A 22,226-nucleotide genomic window follows, 5' to 3' on the forward strand; every position below is an offset into this window, starting at 1 on the left:
TTGCCTCGATTTTTCTCGACTTAACCCGCCCTTAAATCGCCGCATCTACTCTTCAACCCGAATGCCATAGGCATCGGGGATATCAAGCACAGCTCATGGCGAAACGCAGAGACAGCCGCATCGAACCCAGTTTCGAGGGGCCGCCGCAGGCGCGATCCTCGGCGGGTCTTTCGGTGAATGAGGAGGATCGCGTCGTGCCGAGCAATCGCAAAGCCTCCGCAAAGCGCAAGCCGGCCAAAGGAAAATCGTCGCGGGCCAAGCGCGGCGGAAGCCGGCGCGGCCTGTTCGGGGTGCTCGGCCGGCTGTTCTACTGGTGCTTCGTGCTTGCCATCTGGGGCGGCATCGCGGTGGCCGGCACCGTCGTCTACTACGGCGCCAAGATGCCGGCGGCGACGACATGGTCGATCCCCGACCGCGCGCCCAATATCAAGATCGTCTCGGCGGATGGGCAACTGCTCGCCAATCGCGGCATGAGCGGGGGAGAAGCCGTCGGCCTGCACGAAATGTCGCCCTATATTCCCGAGGCCGTCATCGCCATCGAGGATCGCCGCTTCTACTCGCATTTCGGCATCGACCCGATTGGCCTGTCGCGTGCGATGGTGACCAATGTTCTGGGCGGGCATTTCTCGCAAGGCGGCTCGACGCTGACCCAGCAATTGGCCAAGAACCTGTTCCTGACGCCCGACCGTACGCTGGAGCGCAAGGTGCAGGAGGTGCTGCTGGCGTTGTGGCTGGAGCACAAGCACACCAAGGACCAGATCCTCGAAATGTACCTCAACCGGGTCTATTTCGGTTCCGGCGCCTATGGCGTCGAAGCGGCCTCGCGCCGCTATTTCGGCAAGAGCGCGCGCGACGTCACCCTGTCGGAAGCCGCCCTGCTTGCCGGTCTGTTGAAAGCGCCGTCGCGGTTGTCGCCGGCACGTGACCCCAAGGCCGCCGAAGAACGCTCGCAACTGGTGCTTGCCGCCATGCGCGACGAGGGCAAGATCAGCGCCAAGGAACTGACCTCTGCGATGAGCGCGCCGGCAACGCGCGCGCCGTCCTACTGGACCGGGTCGGAGAATTACGTCGCCGACACCATCATGGAAGAACTTCCCGACCTGATCGGCGACGTGCGCGGCGATATCGTCATCGACAGCACCGTCGACCTGAACCTGCAGAAGCTCGCCGAACAATCTATCCGCAGGCTGATCGACGAAGGCGGCAAGAAGCTCAACGTAAGCCAGGGTGCCCTGGTGTCGATCGACGATTCCGGCGCGGTGCGCGCCATGGTCGGCGGCTACGACTATTCGACCAGCCAGTTCGATCGCGCATCCGAGGCGCGCCGCCAGCCGGGATCGGCGTTCAAGCCGTTCGTCTATATGGCCGCCCTTGAAGCCGGCCGAACACCCGACAGCGTGCGCAACGACGCACCGATCAGGATCGGCAACTGGACGCCCGACAATTACCACGGCAAATATTTCGGCAAGGTGACGCTGGCAACCGCATTGGCTAAATCGCTGAATTCGGTCGCCGCCCAACTGACCATGGAGGTCGGGCCGGGCGCAGTTGTCGAGGCAGCGCACCGCATGGGCATCCAGTCCGACCTGCAGTCCAACACCTCGATCGCGCTGGGCACGTCGGAGGTGACCCCTCTGGAACTGACATCGGCCTATGTCCCCTTTGCCAATGGCGGCTACAAGCCGGACATCCATTTCATCCGCCGCGTGACGACCACCGAGGGCAAGGTGCTCTACGACAGCGGTGGCGGCAGCGCGCCGCGCGTGGTCAAGCCCGAGATCGTCGGCATGATGAACTCGATGATGACGGGTACGGTCGAGATCGGTACCGCCCGGAAAGCGGCTTTCGCCTGGCCATCGGCCGGCAAGACCGGCACCAGCCAGAATTCGCGCGATGCCTGGTTCGTCGGCTACACTGCCAACCTCACCACGGGTGTGTGGTTCGGCAATGATGATGGCAGCCCGATGAAGAAAGTCACCGGCGGCGCGCTGCCGGCGCAGGCCTGGCACGAATTCATGGTAGCAGCCCACGAGGGCGTGCCGGTGCGGCCGTTGCCTGGCACCTGGAAATCGACGCCGGCCGACACCATCGTGCCCGATGAGATACCGTCGGCGAACAACACGCCGCCGGCGCCGGTTCCTTCCACGTCGGTCGGCCAGCAGGCGCCGCAGATGCGGCCAGCCGCGCCGGTCGCCCAGCAGCCAGCGCCGGTCCGCGCGGCCCGTCCCGCCCAGACCGTCGATGCCGATGGCTTGTCCATGCCGGAAGACGACGGCGCCACCGCATCGATCAAGCACCCGGTGCCACCGGGCGACGTTGGCGGTCCGCGCAAGAAGCGGCAGACCTCGATCCTCGATCTCCTTGGCGGCTGAGCGGCAACTCGCCGCTCGCCTCCGCGACGCGGTTCGGCTACACCTCCCAAAATGACTGAACTCGACTCCAGAAAGACCATCGTGCTGACCGGCGCCAGCCGCGGCATCGGCCACGCCACAGTTAAGCGTTTTTCGCGCGAAGGCTGGCGCGTCATCACCTGCTCGCGCCAGGCCTTCGCCGAGGACTGCCCGTGGCCGGCCGGGCCTGAGGACCACATCAAGGTCGACCTTGCCGATCAGGAGGATGTCGGCATCGCCGTCTCGGAAATCCGCCACCGGCTGGAAGAGCATGGCGGCCAGTTGCACGCGCTGGTCAACAATGCGGGCATCTCGCCGAAGCTCAAGGACGGCAACAGCCGGATGGACTCGATCGACACGCCGATGCATGTCTGGCGCGACGTGTTCCAGGTCAATTTCTTCGCGCCGATCATGCTGGCTCGCGGCCTGTTCAAGGAATTAGCGGCGGCCAAGGGCTCGATCGTCAATGTCACCTCGATCGCCGGAACCCGCGTGCATCCCTTCGCCGGCACCGCCTATGCGACATCGAAGGCAGCACTGGGCTCGCTAACGCGCGAGATGGCACATGATTTCGGCCCGCACGGCATCCGTGTCAACGCCATCGCGCCGGGCGAGATCGACACCGCGATCCTGTCGCCGGGCACGGAAAGGATCGTCGAGACCATTCCGCTCAGACGTCTTGGCACCACTGCGGAAGTCGCCGACATCATCTTCTTCCTGTGCTCGCAGCAAGCGTCCTACGTCACGGGCTCGGAAATCCACATCAATGGCGGCCAGCACGTGTGACAAAACAGGGTGCTCATCCTGTTATGGTGAGAACGGCCTTGCCGCTGAAGCTGCGCTGTCGCAGTGCGTCCAGGGCGTGAGCAATGTCTGTCCACGGGATGGTAAGGGCCACGCGCGTTTCGAGCCGGCCAACCACGACCAGAGCGAGCAGCGAGGCGATGTCCGCGCCAATGCCTGGACCTGACGTGTAGTACGCAAAGGTTTGAAGGCTCGCGCCCTCATGATCCGGAACGAACTGGCGGAATCCAACGGGCGTCAGTTCGCCGCTGCTCGAACCGAACATGACGATGGTTCCGCCAGGCGCGACACGTTCGATCGCGTGTGCGAGGCTTTGGCCACCGACCGATTCGGTGATCAGCGAAAACGGTCCCTCAACCAACTCGATCGACTCGACAACCTGCATAGCTCCCAGGCCGCGGAGATCGTCGGTATGCCGGGCGGCGGCGATCGCGGTCACCGAGGCGCCTTGCTCGCGGGCGATCTGGATCTGGAAACGACCGACCGCACCGCTTGCGCCGGTGATCAGGACCCGCTGACCGGCCAGGTCGCCGCCATGGCGCAAAGTCCTCAGCGCCGTCGTGCCCGCGACCGGAAGCGTGGCGGCGGAGACGAAGCTGACGTCATCCGGCAGGACCGCGAGGCGGTCGGTTGGCACGGCGACCCGTTCGGCCCATCCGGCCTCGTCGACCAGAGCCGCAACCCGGGCGCCCACGGCTGGCCCGGAGCCATCGGCTGCTGCCCGTTCGACAATCCCGACGATGTCCTGACCCGGGATCCAGCCGTTCGAACGGATGGCAAGCAGGCGCAGTTCGCCACGGTTCAACGAGCTCGCATGGACCGAGACAAGCGCCTCGTTCGGGGTCGGTTGAGGCTCGGCAAGCTCCGCGATCCTCAGTCCGGTCGCGCTGTCGGAAGAGATGACGAGGGCGAGCATGGTTCATACCTCATTGCTGCGTGGTGGACGCACCGCTCATTCGCAAGTGGACCCTATCGATTTTTGCCTTTGAATAATTTAGATATGAAGGCAATTGATCGCTAAAAGCCGTCAACCATGAAGCAGCCTCTCAGCTACCCTTGGCTCGATTTCGATGTGGATGACCCTTCCGCGCCAGCGATTGCCGTGCGCGTCGACGTCCCCGAGACCAGAGCGGAAGTGCCCGCACATCGGCACCGCAAAGGCCAACTCGTCTTCGCGCTCGGAGGCGGCATCACATGCCACGTCCCAAGCGGCCTGTGGATGGTGCCACCTCATTGCGGGGTGTGGATTCCAAGCGGCATGGAGCACAGCAATGTCGCGACGGCCAACGCTCGGATCTTCTTCGTGTACATCGAGCCTGGAGCCGCCGATCTGCCGAACCGGTGCTGCACGCTCTCGATCTCGCCACTTTTGCGCGAACTGATCATCGAGCTGTCCGATGCTGTGCAGGACGATCGCGCGAGGGATGAGCTTTTGACCAAGACCCTGCTTACCGAATTGCCCCGCATGCCTGTCCAGCAGTTGCATCTGCCGATCTCATCCGAGCCGCGCTTGAAGCGGGTCGCCGAAGCGTTGGCGCAGGACCCTGCCGACCGCAGCACACTGGCAGAATGGGCCAATCGCGTTGCGCTCAGCGAGAGCAGTCTCGCCCGTCTCGTGGTGAAGGAGACGGGGCTGAGCTTCGGGCGCTGGCGCCAGCAATTGCACTTGATCGTCGCAATACGGGAACTGGCTTCGGGTGCAAGCGTGCAGCAGGTTTCGGGCGATCTCGGCTACGGGTCGGTCACGGCCTTCATCACCATGTTCAAGAAGGCGCTTGGGAAGCCGCCGGCAAAATATCTAAGCAGTGTCTTGCAGCATGGCGGCGCGGCTTAGGCAGTGGACGGTTCAGCCGCCTCCGGCTTGTGGCCAAGCACCTCTTCGACAATGCCCCGCGCGATCTCGCGCTCGCCCATGATCACCGTATCGGCGCCGAGCCCCTTGAGATGCTCGATCTCGGCGTCGGAATGGGCGCGGGCAATGACGTTGATGCCGGGATTGGCAGCGCGTGCCCTGAGCACGATCTGTCCGGCCTCGAAGGCATTGGGGATGGCTAGGATCAGCCGATTCGCCCCTTCGGGATTGGCGGCGGCGAACACTTCGACGTTGGCCGCATTGCCGGAGACGGTTTCTATGCCGTCGGCTTTCAGTCTGGCCAGTGTCTTGTCGGCATCCTCGACGACGAGGAAGGGCAGGGCGGCCTGTTTCAGCGCCGCACCGACGAGGCTGCCGACGCGGCCATAACCGATCAGGATGGCATGGTTGGTGAGACCTGTCCTGGCCGGCGGCCCGTTTCCTCCTTTCGTCGTGGCTGCAACGGAGGCCAATTGGCCCGGTTCCGTCGCCGGACCGACCGGCTTTGCCTCGACCGGCGGTGCCGTCCTGGCGGCGCGCCGCTCCAGCCATGGCTTCATCCAGTCGATGGCCAGGAACATCAACGGATTGAGGACGATCGACAGGATGGCGCCGGCGAGGATGAGGTCGCGGCCTTGTTCGGGCAATAATTTCAGCCCGACGCCGAGTTCTGCCAGGATGAAGGAGAATTCGCCGATCTGGGCAAGGCTTGCCGAGATCATCAGGGCGGTGGCCAAGGGATAGCCGAAGGCAACGACAATGATGAACGCCGCTAAAGATTTGCCGATGACGATGATGGCCATCGTCGCCAGGATTGGCCAGCCATTGCTGGTCAGGCTGAACGGGTCGAACAGCATGCCAACCGAGACGAAGAACAGCACCGAAAAGGCATCGCGCAGCGGCAGCGATTCTTCCGCCGCGCGGTGGCTGAGCTCGGATTCGCTCATGATCATGCCGGCGAAGAAGGCTCCCAAAGCCAGCGAGACCCCGAACAGCTTGGCCGCGCCGAAGGCGACACCGAGCGCTATTGCGAGCACGGCCAGCCGGAATAATTCGCGCGATCCGGTGTGGGCGACGTAGTGCAGGATCCAGGGGATGACCCGACGGCCGACCACCAGCATGACGACGACGAAAGCAGCTACCTTGGCCAGCGTGATGCCGACGACGCCCCAGATGCCGTAGTTGTCCGGTAGCGACAGCAAGCCGCTTGCATGGGCGTCCGCCTGCTCCTGGCCGCCGAGCACGCCGGCGAGCGCCGGCAGCAGCACCAGCGCCAGCACCATGGCCAAATCCTCGACGATCAGCCAGCCGACGGCGATGCGGCCGCGCTCCGTCTCGATCAGACGGCGTTCCTGCAAGGCGCGTAGCAGCACCACGGTCGAGGCGACCGAGAGCGCCAGGCCGAAAACCAGCCCTGCGCCCATCGACCAGCCGAGCATCCAGGCAAGGCCGGCGCCGAGCGCTGTTGCAAAGCCGATCTGGACGATCGCGCCGGGCACGGCGATGGCGCGCACCGACAACAGATCCTTCAGCGAGAAGTGCAGCCCGACGCCGAACATTAGCAAGATGACGCCGATTTCGGCCAGTTCGTTGGCAAGGCTGGCATCGGCGACGAAACCGGGCGTGTTCGGCCCGACCAGCACGCCGGCTACGAGATAACCGACCAGCGGCGGAATGCGGAAGCGGTTGGCGAGAGCGCCGAAGACGAAAGCCAGCCCCAGACCGGCGACGATGGTGGCGATAAGGGGCGTGTCATGCGGCATTGTCTATGGAGCGCCTTTCAAAAACCAGCGATATCGGATGGACACCGCCCGAAGCCGCCGCCTGTTCGCAATATGGCGGATCGGGTGTTGGCGAGGCAACCCGCAAATCCATGACATCGACGCTGCGGCCGCAAAGGCTTGACCGGCGGCTGAGGAAGCCGCCGGCCCCAATTTGAATTTCCTCGATGGTATTCCGCCTCGGTCCGGCGCAATTGCTCACAGCGATCAGGCTGCCTGCAGCAAGGCCTCGATTTCGAATAGGGCGTGGTTGGTCAGTGTCTTGGGAATTTCGGCGGTCACTTTGTCCGCGACCTCCTTGTGCAGCTTCTTGCGCATTGTCCCAAGCACCATCGGTGGTGCGACAAGCACGATCTCCTTGAACTGGCCGCTGTGCGCGAGCTTGTAGAGCCGGTCAGCAATGTCGTCGGCGAAACGCTCCTTGCCGATGCGGTGCCAGTCCGTTTCCTCGACCGCGCTGCGGTGTACGGAGGGACCATCATTGTATCGGCCCGGGCTATCACTGCCTTGCTCGCGGGTGGGCGGGTTGTTCTGTTCGATTTCCTGCACGACTTCGAGGTTCGGATATTTGCTGTCGCCGGCATTCCTCAGGAAAAGCGCTTTTTCGCCATCGGCCACCAAAACCCAGATGCCATGCTTCAGGTTGATCGTGCTCATGACAAGGCTCCTCTTTGGGTCGCCCCGGCATCTTGCGATGTGCCGCGGCCGGGTTTCGCGATCTGACGCGATGGGCCTTTGGGAACGCGTCTCTCAGGGGTAATGTTCCCGCCAGCATCCCTATAAACTTGGACATCCGGGCATCCAGCGCCGGCGGCTTTAATCTACTAAACTGGTAGAATTTAGAAAAACCTGATTTGCGGCACTGCTCGCCGGGTGCTAATACGGCTGGAAATCAAGGCCTGCGACAGGTGCTTGAATCCGCATCACCTGCCGATGAGGAATATTTTTCTCTTGGCCGAGGTGCATTCAGAAAAGCGATTGCATCCCGACAGGCGATGCGCCAGTGCGTTCCTTCTGATTGCTCGCGCTCGCGCGTAGAACTGCAAGCCTGTTCAGGATTCCGCTCGCGCCCATGCCGCACATTGCTCCCAAACTCAATGCCTTCCCCGTCTTCATGCGGGTCGAGGGCCAAGCCGTGGCCATCGTCGGCGGCGGCGAAGAGGCATTGGCCAAGGCAAGACTGATCGGACAGTCGAGTGCGGTTTTGCGCGTCATCGCGGAACATGCCGAGCCCGATCTCTTGACCTTCATCGCTCAGACCGGCACCCACCATTTTGCCGCCGCTTACGACGCGTCGCAGCTCGAAGGTGCGGTCATGGTTTTTGCCGCCAGCGGCGATGAGGAACTCGATCGCCGCGTGGCCACGGATGCGCGCCGGCTGGGCATTCCGGTCAATGCCGTCGACCGGCCTGAGCTTTGCGATTTCTTCACCCCCGCGCTGGTCAACCGCGCGCCGGTCGCCATTGCCATCGGCACGGAAGGTGCAGGCCCGGTGCTTGCCCAAATGCTGCGAAGCCGCATCGACCGCATGCTGTCGCCGGCGCTTGGGCCGCTGGCAACGCTCGCGGCGTCGTTTCGCGGAGCTGCAGAAAAGCTGCTGCCGAGAGGTAATGCCCGCCGCCGCTTCTGGAATGATTTCTTCGCTGGGGCTCCTGCCCGTGCGGCTGAGGCGGGCGAGCTTTCGCAGGCGCATGACGCTGCTATCCATCTTCTGCTGTCGGATGCGCCGGCCTGCGGCCACATCGCACTGGTCGGCGCCGGTCCGGGCGCCGAGGATCTTTTGACTTTGCGTGCCCATCGCCTGCTGATGGAGGCCGATGTCATCGTCCATGACGCGCTGGTGCCGGAGGCGGTCGTTGCCATGGGCCGCCGCGATGCGGAGCGTCTGCCGGTCGGAAAACGCAAGGGCTGCCACACCAAGAGCCAGGCGCAGATCAATGCACTGCTGGTCGAGCTCGGCCGTGAAGGCAAGCGCGTCGTGCGGCTGAAGTCGGGCGATCCGCTGGTGTTCGGCCGGGCGGGTGAAGAGATGGCAGCGCTTCGCGATGCCGGCATCGCCTATGAGGTGGTTCCGGGCGTCACCGCGGCATTCGCCGCCGCAGCCGATTTCGAATTGCCGCTGACGTTGCGCGGTGTTTCCTCCTCAATGGTGTTCACCACCGGCCACGACCTCAAGGGCAATTCGCTGCCCGACTGGGCCAAGCTCGCCATTTCGGGAGCCACCGTCGCCGTCTATATGGGCCGCTCGGTGGCGGCCGAAGTTGCCGGCCGGCTGATCGAGGCCGGTCTTTCGCCGGATACGGCAGTAGCCGTGGTCGAGAATGCAAGCCTTGCCAACCGGCGCCGGTTCCACGGCACGCTTGCCGACCTGCCGTCGCTGGAAGCGCGCGCCGATCTTTCCGGCCCGGTCATGACCATCATCGGCGACGCGGTCGCCGGCGCCAACTTTGACCGGTCCGAGGCGCTCGCGGCACACAGACATGAAGGTGCGTCCAGTTCGGTCGCCCAAGGAGTTCAGTCATGAAGATTCTGACCGCCAACCGCCTGACCGACGGCATTGCCGTCTGGTACGCCGATGGCGGCTGGGCCGAGACGGTGGACCATGCCGACATTGCCCATGACAAGCTGGCCGAGGATCGCCTCGAGGTGATCGGCGCCAAGGCCTATGCCGCCAACGAAGTGGTCGATGTCAATCTGATCGATGTCGATGTCGTCAACGGCGTCGTCGAGCCGGTGCGGCTGCGCGAAAAGATTCGCGCCGCGGGCCCGACCATCCGCAACGATCTCGGCAAGCAGGCTGCCAGGCAGGCGACGTGGGCAGCTTAACAAGACACCAGGCATGGGCGGACGCGCCCTGAAAGACGAAGCATGTACCGTTACGATGAGTTCGACCACGATTTTGTCCAGGCCCGCGTCGCCGAGTTCAGCGACCAGGTTCAGCGCCGCCTTGCCGGCGAGATCACCGAGGACCAGTTCCGGCCGCTCAGGCTGATGAACGGCGTCTATCTTCAGCTGCACGCCTATATGCTGCGCATCGCGGTGCCCTATGGCACGCTGAACGGCAAGCAGTTGCGTATGCTCGGCCACATCGCTCGCAAATACGACAAGGGCTACGGCCATTTCACCACGCGCCAGAACATCCAGTTCAACTGGCCGGCGCTGTCGGACATTCCGGCCATCCTGGCCGATCTTGCAAGCGTCGAGATGCATGCCATCCAGACCAGCGGCAATTGCATCCGCAATGTCACCGCCGATCATTTCGCCGGCGCCGCCGCCGACGAGGTCGCCGATCCGCGCCCCTATGCGGAAATCCTGCGCCAGTGGTCGTCGGTGCATCCGGAATTCTCGTTCCTGCCGCGCAAATTCAAGATCGCGGTGACGGGGGCCGAGCGCGACCGCGCTGCCATCCAGACGCACGATATCGGCCTGCACCTGAAGAAGAACGCCGCCGGCGAACTCGGCTTCGCCGTCTATATCGGCGGCGGTCAGGGCCGCACGCCGATGGTCGCCCGCAAGATCCGCGACTTCCTGCCGGAAGCCGACCTTCTGTCCTACTGCACGGCGATCCTGCGCGTTTACAACCTCTATGGCCGCCGCGACAACAAGTACAAGGCGCGCATCAAGATCCTCGTCCACGAGACCGGCGTCGAGGAAATCACCCGCCAGGTCGAGGCCGAGTGGCGGGAGTTGAGGGATGCCGACCTGAAGCTGCCGGAAGCCGATATCCGCGCCATCCAAGCCTATTTCGCGCCGCCGGCGCTCACCGACCGGCCGGAAGGCGACCAGGCGGTCAAGCTGGCGCGACTGGATTCCAAGGGGTTCTCGGAGTGGCTCGACCAGAATGTCGTGACGCACCGCCATCCCGACTACGCGGCGGTGACGATCTCGCTCAAGGGTATCGGCGAGGTGCCCGGCGACGCTTCGGACAGCCAGATGGAAGCGGTCGCCGACATCGCCGAAAAATATGCTTTCGACGAACTGCGTGTCAGCCATGAGCAGAATCTGATCCTGCCGCATGTGGCACGCGCCGACCTCAAGGCGGTCTATGATGCGCTGGTCGGCATTGGCCTGGCGACGGCCAATTCCAACCTGATATCGGACATCATCGCTTGCCCTGGCCTCGACTATTGTGCGCTGGCCACGGCGCGCTCGATCCCGATCGCACAGGAAATCTCGCGCCGCTTCGCTTCGTTGGAGCGACAGCGCGAGATCGGCGAACTGAAACTGAAGATATCCGGCTGCATCAATGCCTGCGGTCATCACCATGTCGGCCACATCGGCATCCTCGGCGTCGAGAAGAAGGGGTCCGAGCTCTACCAGGTTACGCTGGGCGGCTCTGCCGATGAGAACACCTCGGTCGGCGAGATCATCGGCCGCGGCTTCTCGTCGGAAGAAATCACCGACGCCATCGAGCAGATCGTCGAGACGTATCTCGGCCTGCGGCTAGACCCACAAGAGAAATTCATCGACGCCTACCGCCGTGTCGGTCCCGCGCCGTTCAAGGAGGCGCTTTATGCTGGCGAAGCCAAGGCCGCTTGACCGCATAGTCGACGTCGACGATGGCGCCCCCCCCCAGGCGGCGGGACTCGATGCGCTTTACGGTCACCTGAACCCGCTCGAGATCATCGAACGCTCGGCCCGCGACCTGTTTCACGACGAGATCGCTGCGGTGTCGTCGTTCGGCGCGGATTCGGCTGTGCTGCTGCACATGATCGCCAAGATCGATCGGGCGTTGCCTGTCATCTTCCTCGACACCGGCAAGCATTTCGAGGAAACGCTCGGCTATCGCGATGCGCTTGCCGCCGATTTTGGACTGACCAATATACGGGTGATCAAGCCCGAAGAGGCGGCGCTCGAACGGATCGATCCGATGGGCAATCTGCACCAGAGCAACACCGACGCCTGCTGCGACGTGCGCAAGGTCGAGCCGCTGGCGCGTGGCGTTGCACCTTTCCGCGCCTGGTTCACCGGCCGCAAGCGCTTCCAGGCCGCGACACGCGCAGCGCTTCCGGTGTTCGAGGCCGTCGGTCCGCGCATCCGTATCAACCCGCTGGCGCACTGGACGACATCGGACCAGGCCGACTATATGCGCGCGCATGCGCTGCGCGAAAATCCGCTGGTTGCTTATGGCTATCTATCGATCGGCTGCTTTCCATGCACGCAGCCGGTGCAGCCGGGCGAGGACGCGCGCAGCGGCCGCTGGGCTGGCCATGCCAAGACCGAGTGCGGCATTCACCTGTCGGGGCTGGAAGTGTCGCTGACCGACGCATCGCTTTAGGGTATGTTGATATTCAGGTAAGACCGGCCTGCAAAAGGCGGTTTCCTGCGCTTCCGGTGCTCACGTACTTCAAGTACGCTCCGCACCGGTTCTCGGAAGCCACCATTTTCGGCGCGGCCTGACTGAATCTCAACGCACCCCTAGCTTCTTTGAATTTTTAGGAATTTTGATGACTGAACCGACGACACCGGAGATCCGGCTCTGGACCCCTGAGGGTTTTCGCGAGGATGAGTGGGCTCATGCCGAAAACGCGGACGCGCTTTCCGGCAACGGCCGCTTCATCCTGCCGCTGCAGGCGTTTCTCGATCTCGAGCCGGAGGTGCGCCGCTCGGCCAAGGAACGGCTCGGCGTCGTGCTGCAGCCGGGCGATCAACTCGAGAAGATCGCCGACCTGCTCGACCAACTCTCTCTGGTGGCACTGGCCTTCCCGGCCTTCAGCGATGGCCGCTCCTTCTCCAAGGGCGAGTTGCTGCGCAGCCGTTATGGTTTCGAAGGCGCTGTGCGGGCCACCGGGCAGGTGCTGGTCGACCAATTGCCGCATATGCTGCGGCTCGGCTTCGATGAGTTCGAGATTTCGAATCCGGTGCTGTTGAAGCGGCTGGAGGAGGGCCGCACCGGTGGGTTGGGGCTTTACTACCAGCCAGCCGCCGTGCCGGAGCCGAAGGGGTCGAAATATTCCTGGCGGCGCGCTCGCAACAGCTGACGCAACGGTAATTCCCGACGTCTTTACATCGGCTCCGATCGGGCCTTCTCTGCGACTATCCGTACGGAAATATCCGCTGGGTGCGAGGAGGAGAGCATGGTTTTCGACTATGTCATTGCCGGCGGCAGTTCCCGCCTGATCCGTGCCCGGCAGGCGTCATTGCGCTGTTGCCGGGCCGGCCAAAAATCAACAACTGGGCCTTCGAGGCGGTGCCGCAGCAGGGCCTTGGCGGCCGCAAGGGCTGATCGGCGGCAACACCAATGCGCCGACCATCATGATCGCCGAAAAGGCGGCGGATATGATCAAGGCTGCCGCCTGATAGAAATTCTGGTCGAACCAACAATGCCGTTTTCGCTTTCTGCGAACGGTACTGCGGCGATGCTGATCACGATAGACATCAACTGGTCTTACCAATTGTGCGATTTACGCTTTCCCTTCCGCCGTCCTCACCTTAGGATAGGACCATTATTTCGTGATCCGAAATAAACATGGCCACAAGGGAGGAACCGGGAATGGCTGGCAAGAAGATACTGATGCTCGTTGGCGAGTTCAGCGAGGAATATGAGATTTTCGTGTTTGAACAGGCAATGCATGCGGTTGGCCATACGGTCCATGTCGTCTGTCCGGACAAGAAGGCGGGCGACATATTGAAAACGTCGCTGCACGACTTCGAAGGCCACCAGACCTACACCGAAAAGCTCGGCCACGATTACATTCTCAACAAGACGTTCTCCGAGGTGGACCCAGCCGGATACGATGCCGTCTATGCGGCGGGTGGGCGTGGCCCGGAATACATCCGCATCGACAAGCGGGTGCAGGCGCTGGTGCGGCATTTCCACGAGGCCGGCAAGCCGATCTTCACCATCTGCCATGGCGTGCAGATACTGATCGCTGTCGACGGTGTGGTGCGGGGCCGGGAAGTTGCCGCGCTGCATTATTGCGAGCCGGAAGTGACGCTCGCTGGGGGTATCTATATCGATGTCGCGCCGACCGGCGCCCATGTCGACGGCAATCTCGTTTCGGCCAAGGGTTGGCCGGGCCTCTCCAACTTCATCCGCGAATGCCTGAAGGTGCTGGGCACGGAGATCCGCCATGGCGAGATCCTGATGCGCGACGAGCGCCAGGCGGCCTGATCCGGAATTTTAAGACCGCCGCGCGAACAGCGCGGCGGTCGTTCTGTTGTTGTTTTGGCGCAATTTCCCCGGGGAAAGTGGCGACGCGCTTTTCCCGAGAAAACCGTCTCACACCCGTCCTGAGATTGCTTAGGCCGCCCGTGCCTCGTGGAACGACACCAGTTTCCGGCGATTCTCGTCCCACAGCGCCAGTTTGACGCATTGCAGGCTTTCGAGCAGCGTGACGCGGCCGATGCCGCGCAGTTCCGGATAATCCCGCAGCACTTCCTGCAGCCGGTAGCACGGAACCTTGGCCGAGAGGTGGTGAACGTGATGGACGCCGATATTGCCGGTTAACCAGTTCAGCACCGGCGGCAGGTCGTAGTAGGATGAGCCATGCAGGGCGGCGTGCTGGAATTCCCAGTCGGCGTCCTTTGCCCATTCCGTTTCCTCGAATTGATGCTGGACATAGAACAGCCAGATGCCCGCCGAACCGGCGAGGATGACGATAGGCAGATGGACCACCAGGAACGCGCCAGGGCCGACGAACCAGATGAGGAGGGCTGCAGCAATCGCGATGCCAAGATTGGTGGTCATCGACGACACCCAAGGTGTCAGGCCGCCTCGCATCATGCCGATAGGCAGCCTTTGCTCGAAGATGAACAGCCAGATCGGCCCGAGCCCGAACATCACCAGCGGGTGGCGATAGAGACGATAGGCAAGGCGGCCTCGCCATGACATCTGCCGGTATTCGGCAACGGTGAGCGTCCTGATGTCGCCCATGCCGCGTTCGTCAAGATTGCCGGCGGTGGCATGGTGCGTCGCGTGAGCGCGCCGCCAGCAGTCGTAGGGCGTCAGCGTCAGAATGCCGAGCGCGCGGCCGATCCAGTCGTCCGCATAGCGATTGGCAAAGAAGGAGCCGTGACCGCAATCGTGCTGGATCATGAAGATGCGCACCAGAAACCCGGCCGCGGGAAGGATCAGCATCAGACCCCACCAATGGCCATAGGCGTAGGACGCCGAGGACAGTCCCCAGAGAATGGCGAATGGAATGAGTGTGATGGCGAGTTCGACAGCGCTGCGCCGCCTGTCAGGCTTCTTGTAGCGAGCGAGAATTTTCAGCCAGGCGCGCTTGCTGTTAGCGACCGCCTCAGGGGAAATCATGTTCATCACGAAGCATAGGCGGGGTGCCTCCCCGCCGCAAGCAAAGATCACGCGAAATTACTGCGCGTAATTGTCGCGTGGCCTGTCGGTCGAGCAACCGCAGCTCACCCGCTTGATGGTTCTCCCTCCGAGTGGCGGGCTCTCAAGATCATTCGGGGACCCCGAGGTTTGCTGCTAAGATTGGCGGTCGCGTTACCGCCGGCGCCGGCCGACGTCACTTTTCTCCGCTCCATCGAGGCGGTCGAGCAGTTTTCTGAATCGGTCAGGGATATCGCCCTCGGTGCGGAAGGCGGCAAGGTGCGCATAAAGCGGTTGACCGCCTCGGCGCCAAACTGGCGTCTGACCTCGGCGGCGAGCCGTTCCGTCTTTTCGGCCTTTTTGCGGGTCGTCATCTCAAAATCCTATGTCGGCTTCGAAACTCCTCCAGCAAGAGAATGGTTCCAGCATCACGCATTTGTGGCAAGCAGTGCCAGCGCTTAGGGTAAAATTTGAATTAAGATCGAAATGTCATGGGTCATTGTGCGGGCTTGGCCGACGACGTCCACAATCGCTTACCCCTTGATTTTTGGCCGCCAAACCTCGATATCGGGCTCAAAATCCATATCATTCGAGATTGACGGGAAATGGCGATGAGCGACCAGGCAAAAGACGAACGCGCGCCCGATGAAGTCGAGGCGACCGAGGCCAATGCCGAGCGCACGGAAGGCAGCATCGACGGCGACTATGAAGCCCTTGTGCGGCTGCTGAAGGAAAATGAAGAATTGAAGGACCGCGCACTGCGCGTGGCGGCCGAAATGGAAAACCTGCGTCGACGCACGGCGCGCGACGTGCACGATGCGCGCACCTATGCGGTTGCGAATTTCGCCCGCGACATGCTGTCGGTCTCTGACAATCTGCGCCGTGCGCTGGACGCGATTCCGGCCGAGGCCAAGGCCTCGGGTGACGCCGGCTTCAAGGCGTTGATCGAAGGCGTCGACTTGACCGAGCGCGCCATGCTGTCGGCGCTGGAACGGCACGGGGTCAAGAAGCTCGCCCCTGAAGGCGAGAAGTTCGATCCCAATTTCCATCAGGCGATGTTTGAAGTGCCCAATCCGGATGTTCCGGCCAACACCGTGGTCCAGGTCGTGCAGCCGGGCTATTCGATCGGCGAGCGGGTTCTGCGCCCGGCCATGGTCGGCGTCGCCAAGGGCGGTCCGAAGTTTGCCGCCGCTGAAGCGCCGGTCGAGCCGGGACCGGTGAACGAGCAGGCTGAGAAAGACGCCTGAACGGACAAGCGAATAGGGAGTAGCGAGTAGCGAATAGGAAATACGCAAGAGTTGCTGCGCGGCTTCGTGCTATTCGCTACTCGCTATTCGCTACTCGCTATTCGCTACTCACTCTTTCATTGTTCGCTTCATGAACCCCATCGCGCTTCTCGACTATGCCGGTGTCGCCGTCTTCGCCGCGACCGGGGCACTTGCGGCTTCGCGCAAACAACTCGACATCATCGGTTTCCTGTTCCTGGCCAGCGTCACCGGGATAGGCGGCGGCACGCTTCGCGACGTCATCCTCAACCTGCCGGTTTTCTGGGTCGCCAACTCCAGCTATGTGCTGATCTGCGCCGTGGTTGCCGCGCTGGTCTTCTTCGGCGCGCATCGCGTCGAATCGCGCTGGAAATGGCTGCTCTGGCTCGACGCCATCGGGCTCGCCGCCTTTTCGGTGATGGGCGCCGCCAAGGGACTGGCGATTACCGGTTCGCCGGTCGTCTCCGTCATCACCGGCGTGCTCACAGCCACCTCCGGCGGCATTCTGCGCGATCTCCTGGCCGGCGAGCCATCGGTGCTGCTCAGGCCCGAAATCTACGTCACAGCAGCCCTTGCCGGTGCCGGCCTCTATACACTTGGCGATCTTGCCGGGCTGCCGCCGCTCACTTCGGACCTCGCCGGTTTTGCTGCGGCGTTCCTTGTGCGTGGCGGCGCGCTCAAATTCGGCTGGTCGTTTCCGTCCTACAAGAGCCGACCCGGCCGGCGCCCGGAAGATATTCCGTGAAGGAGCGAATAGCGAATAGGGAGTAGCGATTAGGGATAGCAGCCCGCAGGATTGCGGCGTAGTTCTCGCTATTCGCTATTCGCCATCACGCTGCGAAGCGCTGGGCTTCCCCGCCATAATAGTTGACGTAGCGGGCGCCGATTTCCTTGACCGGCATCACGACGAAGACGTCGACCGTCGAGAATTCGCGGTCGATGACGCAGCCATCGCCGATGCGGGCGCCAACGCGCAGATAGCCCTTGACCAAGGGCGGCATTGCCGCGATTGCCGCCTTGGTGTTGACCGCCTCGATCGGCATCAGGTCCATCGAGCAGTAACGCGCGGACACCGCGCGCACATCCCAGGCCGAATTCGTCCGGCAGTGGTGGGCGAGGTAGGTGAGTGCCTCGGCATGCGCCGCCGGCACCGTGCCGTGGAAGGAAGCACAACCGGTCATCACACCGATTTCGTAGTGGTTGATGTAAGCCCAGATGCCTTGCCACAATGCCTCGATAGTGCGCTTCGAACGGTATTCCGGCAAAACGCAGGAGCGGCCGAGTTCGAGAAAACGCTGGCCGGGGTGACGGGCGATGAGCTTGGTCAGCTCGAATTCACCTTCCGAATAGAACCCTCCGGCGGTGGCCGCGATTTCTTGCCGCAGCAGCCGATAGGTGCCGACGATGCGGCGATGTTCGGGGCCGGAAAGCGTGGTGTCCAAAACCAGCAGATGGTCGCAGAGCGGGTCGAACCGGTCGGCATCACGGCGGTCATGGGTCTGGAACAGGTCTTTTCTGGCGCCAAGTTCGTCGTAGAACACCCGGTAGCGCACTTCCTGCGCGGCCGCGATCTCGGCTTCGTTGCGAGCGAGTCGCACTTCAAGATTACCTATACGGCCCAGTGCTGCGCCCTTCATGACGCAATCGGCGTTACGTCCGGCAAGCAGCGCGCTGCTGGCGTTCGGCCGAGTGTCACATTCCGGCATAACTGTATGCACGAGTGATTCTCCTTCGAGCCATCCCTCTTGGCACGGGGATACGGTGTAGGTGCAACAGGATTGTGACAGTACCGTGATGCGACCTTGCGGGCAATACTTCGTCGGCTGGCGAATGCGATCAACCGACTGCGTTACCTGAGCGCGTGGCGCGGATTGGACGGTGAAAAACTCAGGCTGCGACGACCTGTCCCTCGACGGCATTGACCAACGCCTCAGGGTCGAGCGGCTTGGTGACAAAGCCGCTGGCGCCATGAGCCAACACCGCATGGCGGGTCTTTTCCTGGCTGTCGGCCGACAGTACCATGATCGGCACCGGCGACATTGCGGTTTCTTCCTCATGGCGGCGGATGGCGGCAATCGCGTCCAGTCCGTCCATGACCGGCATGTGCAGGTCCATCAGAACCACGTCGAAGCGGTGGTTGTGCCCGGCGCCCGTGACAGCCTCGACGGCGGCCTTGCCATTGCCGACCACTTTGACGCGATGCCCGGCCTTCAACAGCGTGGCGCGGGCCAGCATGGCGTTGATGTCATTGTCCTCGGCGATCAGCACCGACAGGCCCCTCTGTCGGTTGCTGACGGTGCGAAGTGTCGGCCCGCCACGCTTTTCCAGCTGCGGCTGGGTGAGGCTTGGGGCATGGCTGCTCAACAGCACCCGCAGAAGCGTTCCGCCACGCACCGGCCTGGCCAGGAAAGTTGCGTAGCCGCTGGCGCGGAACTCGCCGAGCATGCCGCGGTCGGTCGGCGCGATCAGCGTGATGGCCTCGCAGTGGGAAAAACCGCTCAAGCGCAGGCGCTTGAGCAGCCTTCCGTCGCTTTCTTCCATGGCCGCATCGACCAGAAGCGCATCGCAGCCGGCGGCGAAGGGTGCGGCCTGCGCGGCGGTGGTGGCGAGGTCGACCGCGCCGCCATTGGCGCGGATGGTGCGGGCGATGGCATCAGCCTCGACAGCGTTTTTCGAAAGGATCACCGCGCGCCTGCCCGAAAGCGCGTTTTGGCGGCCCTGCTGTGCCTCGGTGGCTGCTATCGCCGGGATCTCGAAGACGAACTCGGATCCCTGGCCGATCCGGCTGGACACCGAGATCGTGCCGCCCATGGCGGCCACTAGGCGTTTGGAGATGGCAAGGCCAAGACCGGCCCCGCCATGCGCACGCGTCGACGTGCCGTCGGCTTGCTCGAACTCCTCGAAAATGCGGTCCAGATCCTCATCGTGCAGGCCCGGACCGGTATCGGCGATGGTGAAGCAAATGCGGTCGGTGGTTTCGGTGCGCACACGCGCAACGCTCACCAACACGCCGCCGCTGTCGGTAAACTTGATGGCGTTGCCGATAAGGTTGAGCAGCACCTGCCTGACCCTGCCCGGATCGGCAGTGATCAACTGCGGCACGTCGGGTTCGACATAGCAGCCCAGCCCGATATCCTTGGCGAAGGCGCGCGCGGCCAGCAATTCGATGATGTTGTCGGCGATCTCGCGCACCGACATCGGCTGCGGCTCCGGGTCGAAGCGCCCGGCTTCGATCTTGGAGTAGTCGAGAAGATCCTCGATCAGGGCAAGCAATGCGCTGGCTGAGGTCGAGACGGCGCCGACATAGGTCTGCTGCTCCGGCGACAGGCTGGTGTCCGCCAGCAGCCTGGCCATGCCCATGATGCCGTTCATCGGCGTGCGAATTTCATGGCTGACGGTGGCGAGGAAGCGCGATTTGGCCTGGCTGGCGTATTCGGCCCGTTCGCGTGCGGTGATCAGCGAGGATTCGGCGCGTTTGCGGGCGGTGATGTCGCGGGCGATGGCGCGATGCGAAACGGCGCCGCTGTCCTTGTCGCGCACCGATAGTTCGATCCACGAAAACCAACGCGGGCCGCTGGGCGTATTGATGGCGACATCGGTGGAACTCAGGCATTCATGATCGGAAAAGGCGGCATCAGGGACGATGCCGACCTCGATGCCGAGTTCCGCCAGGGTCTTGCCTGCAAGGTCGCGCTGATCGGTTTCGACGAGATCGGCGAAGACCCTATTGGCATAGACGATGTAGCCGTCGCGGTTGCGATGAATGACGAGGTCGCCGAGCGCATCGATCAGGCCGCGAAAGCGCTCATCGCTCTCCTGCATTTCCCACATGCGATCGGCCAGCGTCTCGATCTCGGCGCGGCTGCGGGCGGTGGTTTCGTCAAGAAGGGCAGCGGTGCGGTGTTCGCTCCGCATCGAGTGCAGATGCAAGCCAATGCCGGCAAGGCCGGTTGCCAGCAATGCGACGCTGATGAAGATTGGTGCTCCGGTCAGATGCGCCAGGCCTGCCAGCACGATGATGGCGACGAAGGCCAGGAGCGGAAGCCCCTCGCGTCTGGGGGGCCCCGGCTCTGGCATCAGGGGTGGCGCGGCTAAAAAGCGCCGCGCCGACGTCTGCACTGCATCGGCGTCGTTGTCAGTGTCCGCCTCTTGGCTGCCGGATTCCGCGATCATGCGAAATCCTTGCCAGACAGAGATTATGGAAAATTGCGGCGGATCGTTCGAATTTTAGCGGATGGGCCCATTTTGCAGCGGCTGCGGCGGATTTGCCATCAGGCGCGGCAATTCCGTCCGCCTTTCTCCGGCATTCGTGCGGTTCACATGTCCACGACGACGCGGCCGCGGATCTTGCCGTCAACGATATCGCGCGCGGCATCGATGATGCCGTCGAACCCGATGGTCCTGGACAGGCTGGCGAGCTTCTGCAGATCGAGGTCGGTGCCGATGCGCCGCCATGCTTCGAGGCGGACGACCTTCGGCGCCATTACTGAATCGATGCCGAGCAGCGAGACGCCACGCAGGATGAAGGGGGCGACGCTGGTCGGCAGGTCCATGCCGCCGGCCAGGCCGCAGGCGGCGACCGCACCGCCATAGGATGTCATCGAAAGCACATTGGCCAGCGTGTGGCTGCCGACGGCGTCGACGCCACCAGCCCAGCGCTCCTTGGCCAGCGGCTTTGCCGGCTGGGCAAGCTCCTCGCGCGATATTACTTCGGCAGCGCCAAGGTTGATCAAATAGGGGCTTTCGGCATTGCGGCCGGTGGAAGCAATGACATGATAGCCGAGACTGGACAGGATCGAGACCGCGACCGAGCCGACGCCGCCGGCCGCGCCCGTCACCACCACAGGGCCGCGATCGGGCAGAATGCCGTGCCGCTCCAGCGCCATGACGCAGAGCATGGCGGTGTAGCCGGCAGTGCCGACGGCCATCGCGTCATGAGGGCTGATGCCTTGCGGCAGCGGCACCAGCCAGTCACCCTTTACACGGGCGCGACCGGCATAGGCACCGAAATGGGTTTCACCGACGCCCCAGCCGTTCAGGATGGCCTTGTCTCCAGCGCGCCAGTCGGGATGAGAGGACGAGATGACGGTGCCGGCGAAATCGATGCCCGGCACCAGCGGCCAGCGGCGGATCACCGGCGCTTTGCCTGTGATCGCCAGGCCATCCTTGTAGTTCACGGTCGTCGCCTCGACCGCGATGGTGACATCACCTTCCATCAGGTCAGCTTCGGTGAGATCGGTCACGGTGACCGACTGCTTTTTCTCGGCGTCACGCGAAACGACGATGGCTTTGAAGGTTTCGGACATCTCTTTCTCCGCGTCTGCTTGGCGACATGAACTGTGCGGCGCCGGCCGCGTGAGGTCAATCTTTGGAAGACTTGGCGTTTGAAGGCTTTGGCTCGCGCCGCCAGCCGAACAGTTCGTCGAAGACGACCAGTGCCGCGCCGACCGAGATGAAGGCGTCGGCAAGATTGAAGACGGCGAAGGACCAGACCGGCGTGTGGAACAGGACGTAGTCGATGACGTGACCGTAGACGGCGCGGTCGATCAGATTGCCGAGGGCGCCGCCGACGATCAGCGCAAAGCCGGCACGGGCAAGGATCTGGGACGGCGCGATCCGCGTCGCCAGGAACAGCACGAATGCGACGACCGCAAGCGAAATGACGATCAGCCCGGTGTCGCCGAAGGACGAGAACATCGAGAAGGCGATGCCGGTGTTGTAGGTGCGAAACAGCGCCAGGAAGGGCACCAGGTCGAGCTTTTCCTGAAAGGCGAGACCGGTCTCGACCAGGTGTTTTACCCATTGGTCGAGCGCTATGGCCGCGACGACGAACAACGCGTAGGGAGACCATGATCTCAC

At 63.1% G+C, this 22,226-nt stretch carries 20 protein-coding genes; 12 read left to right on the plus strand and 8 right to left on the minus strand.

The annotated features are described in order from the left end of the window. Positions 1-95: 95 nt before the first annotated feature. Both NKJ01_RS00120 and NKJ01_RS00125 read left to right on the plus strand, forming a co-directional pair. Positions 96-2,372 (plus strand): transglycosylase domain-containing protein, encoded by a 2,277-nt coding sequence (locus tag NKJ01_RS00120; protein ID WP_352725064.1) that lies wholly within the window; start codon positions 96-98, stop codon positions 2,370-2,372. A 51-nt stretch (positions 2,373-2,423) separates the two neighbouring features. Continuing rightward, complete coding sequence (locus NKJ01_RS00125; RefSeq protein WP_352725066.1) at positions 2,424-3,176, plus strand: SDR family NAD(P)-dependent oxidoreductase; 753 nt, start codon at positions 2,424-2,426, stop codon at positions 3,174-3,176. A 13-nt stretch (positions 3,177-3,189) separates the two neighbouring features. On the opposite strand, the gene NKJ01_RS00130 is transcribed toward NKJ01_RS00125, so the two are convergent. Beyond that, entirely contained in the window at positions 3,190-4,110 is a 921-nt protein-coding gene (locus NKJ01_RS00130; RefSeq protein WP_352725068.1) for a zinc-binding dehydrogenase, read from the minus strand. 117 nt (positions 4,111-4,227) lie between these two features. Between NKJ01_RS00130 and NKJ01_RS00135 the strand changes: the two genes are divergently transcribed. Then, positions 4,228-5,028: an AraC family transcriptional regulator gene (locus tag NKJ01_RS00135; protein WP_352725070.1), complete on the plus strand. Its 801-nt coding sequence runs from the start codon at positions 4,228-4,230 to the stop codon at positions 5,026-5,028. Here the strand turns inward: NKJ01_RS00135 and NKJ01_RS00140 are convergent. Together NKJ01_RS00140 and NKJ01_RS00145 are read right to left on the minus strand one after the other, a co-directional pair. Then, positions 5,025-6,809, minus strand: coding sequence for a cation:proton antiporter domain-containing protein (locus NKJ01_RS00140; RefSeq protein ID WP_352725072.1), 1,785 nt, complete (start codon positions 6,807-6,809; stop codon positions 5,025-5,027). The genes NKJ01_RS00135 and NKJ01_RS00140 overlap by 4 nt on opposite strands. Positions 6,810-7,034: 225 nt before the next feature. Next, positions 7,035-7,484, minus strand: a complete 450-nt coding sequence (locus NKJ01_RS00145; protein WP_023760768.1) for a baeRF12 domain-containing protein — start codon at positions 7,482-7,484, stop codon at positions 7,035-7,037. A 415-nt stretch (positions 7,485-7,899) separates the two neighbouring features. Between NKJ01_RS00145 and cysG the strand changes: the two genes are divergently transcribed. The 7 genes from cysG (at position 7,900) to NKJ01_RS00180 (ending at position 13,941) form a co-directional block, all read left to right on the plus strand. After that, positions 7,900-9,351: a siroheme synthase CysG gene (gene cysG, locus NKJ01_RS00150; RefSeq protein ID WP_352725074.1), complete on the plus strand. Its 1,452-nt coding sequence runs from the start codon at positions 7,900-7,902 to the stop codon at positions 9,349-9,351. Next, positions 9,348-9,653: a DUF2849 domain-containing protein gene (locus NKJ01_RS00155; protein ID WP_352725076.1), complete on the plus strand. Its 306-nt coding sequence runs from the start codon at positions 9,348-9,350 to the stop codon at positions 9,651-9,653. Before cysG ends, NKJ01_RS00155 begins: the two co-directional genes overlap by 4 nt. A gap of 42 nt (positions 9,654-9,695) precedes the next feature. After that, on the plus strand, positions 9,696-11,366 hold the full coding sequence (locus NKJ01_RS00160) for a nitrite/sulfite reductase (RefSeq protein WP_352725078.1): 1,671 nt from the start codon (positions 9,696-9,698) through the stop codon (positions 11,364-11,366). Continuing rightward, entirely contained in the window at positions 11,341-12,105 is a 765-nt protein-coding gene (locus NKJ01_RS00165; RefSeq protein ID WP_352725080.1) for a phosphoadenylyl-sulfate reductase, read from the plus strand. Before NKJ01_RS00160 ends, NKJ01_RS00165 begins: the two co-directional genes overlap by 26 nt. A 169-nt stretch (positions 12,106-12,274) precedes the next feature. Further along, positions 12,275-12,808 (plus strand): DUF934 domain-containing protein, encoded by a 534-nt coding sequence (locus NKJ01_RS00170; RefSeq protein WP_023760763.1) that lies wholly within the window; start codon positions 12,275-12,277, stop codon positions 12,806-12,808. 96 nt (positions 12,809-12,904) lie between these two features. Further along, a complete protein-coding gene (locus tag NKJ01_RS00175) occupies positions 12,905-13,294 on the plus strand; it encodes a hypothetical protein (RefSeq protein ID WP_352725082.1) in 390 nt (129 codons plus the stop codon). A 26-nt stretch (positions 13,295-13,320) separates the two neighbouring features. Beyond that, on the plus strand, positions 13,321-13,941 hold the full coding sequence (locus tag NKJ01_RS00180; protein WP_136618515.1) for a DJ-1/PfpI family protein: 621 nt from the start codon (positions 13,321-13,323) through the stop codon (positions 13,939-13,941). A 129-nt stretch (positions 13,942-14,070) separates the two neighbouring features. Here NKJ01_RS00180 and NKJ01_RS00185 read toward each other — a convergent pair whose 3' ends face one another. Next, complete coding sequence (locus tag NKJ01_RS00185) at positions 14,071-15,090, minus strand: fatty acid desaturase (protein ID WP_352725084.1); 1,020 nt, start codon at positions 15,088-15,090, stop codon at positions 14,071-14,073. A 623-nt stretch (positions 15,091-15,713) separates the two neighbouring features. On the opposite strand from NKJ01_RS00185, the gene grpE reads away from it, so the two are divergent. Beyond that, positions 15,714-16,349: a nucleotide exchange factor GrpE gene (grpE, locus tag NKJ01_RS00195; protein WP_023760758.1), complete on the plus strand. Its 636-nt coding sequence runs from the start codon at positions 15,714-15,716 to the stop codon at positions 16,347-16,349. Positions 16,350-16,479: 130 nt separating this feature from the next. After that, positions 16,480-17,112, plus strand: coding sequence for a trimeric intracellular cation channel family protein (locus NKJ01_RS00200; protein ID WP_023760757.1), 633 nt, complete (start codon positions 16,480-16,482; stop codon positions 17,110-17,112). An 85-nt stretch (positions 17,113-17,197) separates the two neighbouring features. Here the strand turns inward: NKJ01_RS00200 and olsB are convergent, their stop codons facing one another. The 4 genes from olsB to lspA all read right to left on the minus strand — a co-directional run bounded on the left by olsB (position 17,198) and on the right by lspA (position 22,226). Beyond that, positions 17,198-18,073: a l-ornithine N(alpha)-acyltransferase gene (gene olsB, locus NKJ01_RS00205; protein WP_502905835.1), complete on the minus strand. Its 876-nt coding sequence runs from the start codon at positions 18,071-18,073 to the stop codon at positions 17,198-17,200. A gap of 181 nt (positions 18,074-18,254) precedes the next feature. Then, a complete protein-coding gene (locus tag NKJ01_RS00210) occupies positions 18,255-20,540 on the minus strand; it encodes an ATP-binding protein (protein ID WP_352725089.1) in 2,286 nt (761 codons plus the stop codon). A 143-nt stretch (positions 20,541-20,683) separates the two neighbouring features. Beyond that, entirely contained in the window at positions 20,684-21,673 is a 990-nt protein-coding gene (gene acuI / locus NKJ01_RS00215) for an acrylyl-CoA reductase (NADPH) (RefSeq protein WP_023760754.1), read from the minus strand. Between the two features lie 55 nt (positions 21,674-21,728). Next, complete coding sequence (gene lspA / locus NKJ01_RS00220) at positions 21,729-22,226, minus strand: signal peptidase II (RefSeq protein ID WP_352725092.1); 498 nt, start codon at positions 22,224-22,226, stop codon at positions 21,729-21,731.

This window comes from Mesorhizobium sp. M0276, from assembly GCF_040321755.1.
GTDB lineage: Bacteria > Pseudomonadota > Alphaproteobacteria > Rhizobiales > Rhizobiaceae > Mesorhizobium.

Excerpts from the sequence above, each read along its gene's own strand:
- NKJ01_RS00120 (WP_352725064.1), top strand. The coding sequence starts at position 96 with ATGGCGAAACGCAGAGACAGCCGCATCGAACCCAGTTTCGAGGGGCCG.
- NKJ01_RS00125 (WP_352725066.1), top strand. The coding sequence starts at position 2,424 with ATGACTGAACTCGACTCCAGAAAGACCATCGTGCTGACCGGCGCCAGC.
- NKJ01_RS00130 (WP_352725068.1), bottom strand. The coding sequence starts at position 4,110 with ATGCTCGCCCTCGTCATCTCTTCCGACAGCGCGACCGGACTGAGGATC.
- NKJ01_RS00135 (WP_352725070.1), top strand. The coding sequence starts at position 4,228 with ATGAAGCAGCCTCTCAGCTACCCTTGGCTCGATTTCGATGTGGATGAC.
- NKJ01_RS00140 (WP_352725072.1), bottom strand. The coding sequence starts at position 6,809 with ATGCCGCATGACACGCCCCTTATCGCCACCATCGTCGCCGGTCTGGGG.
- NKJ01_RS00145 (WP_023760768.1), bottom strand. The coding sequence starts at position 7,484 with ATGAGCACGATCAACCTGAAGCATGGCATCTGGGTTTTGGTGGCCGAT.
- cysG (WP_352725074.1), top strand. The coding sequence starts at position 7,900 with ATGCCGCACATTGCTCCCAAACTCAATGCCTTCCCCGTCTTCATGCGG.
- NKJ01_RS00155 (WP_352725076.1), top strand. The coding sequence starts at position 9,348 with ATGAAGATTCTGACCGCCAACCGCCTGACCGACGGCATTGCCGTCTGG.
- NKJ01_RS00160 (WP_352725078.1), top strand. The coding sequence starts at position 9,696 with ATGTACCGTTACGATGAGTTCGACCACGATTTTGTCCAGGCCCGCGTC.
- NKJ01_RS00165 (WP_352725080.1), top strand. The coding sequence starts at position 11,341 with ATGCTGGCGAAGCCAAGGCCGCTTGACCGCATAGTCGACGTCGACGAT.
- NKJ01_RS00170 (WP_023760763.1), top strand. The coding sequence starts at position 12,275 with ATGACTGAACCGACGACACCGGAGATCCGGCTCTGGACCCCTGAGGGT.
- NKJ01_RS00175 (WP_352725082.1), top strand. The coding sequence starts at position 12,905 with ATGGTTTTCGACTATGTCATTGCCGGCGGCAGTTCCCGCCTGATCCGT.
- NKJ01_RS00180 (WP_136618515.1), top strand. The coding sequence starts at position 13,321 with ATGGCTGGCAAGAAGATACTGATGCTCGTTGGCGAGTTCAGCGAGGAA.
- NKJ01_RS00185 (WP_352725084.1), bottom strand. The coding sequence starts at position 15,090 with ATGAACATGATTTCCCCTGAGGCGGTCGCTAACAGCAAGCGCGCCTGG.
- grpE (WP_023760758.1), top strand. The coding sequence starts at position 15,714 with ATGAGCGACCAGGCAAAAGACGAACGCGCGCCCGATGAAGTCGAGGCG.
- NKJ01_RS00200 (WP_023760757.1), top strand. The coding sequence starts at position 16,480 with ATGAACCCCATCGCGCTTCTCGACTATGCCGGTGTCGCCGTCTTCGCC.
- olsB (WP_502905835.1), bottom strand. The coding sequence starts at position 18,073 with ATGCCGGAATGTGACACTCGGCCGAACGCCAGCAGCGCGCTGCTTGCC.
- NKJ01_RS00210 (WP_352725089.1), bottom strand. The coding sequence starts at position 20,540 with ATGATCGCGGAATCCGGCAGCCAAGAGGCGGACACTGACAACGACGCC.
- acuI (WP_023760754.1), bottom strand. The coding sequence starts at position 21,673 with ATGTCCGAAACCTTCAAAGCCATCGTCGTTTCGCGTGACGCCGAGAAA.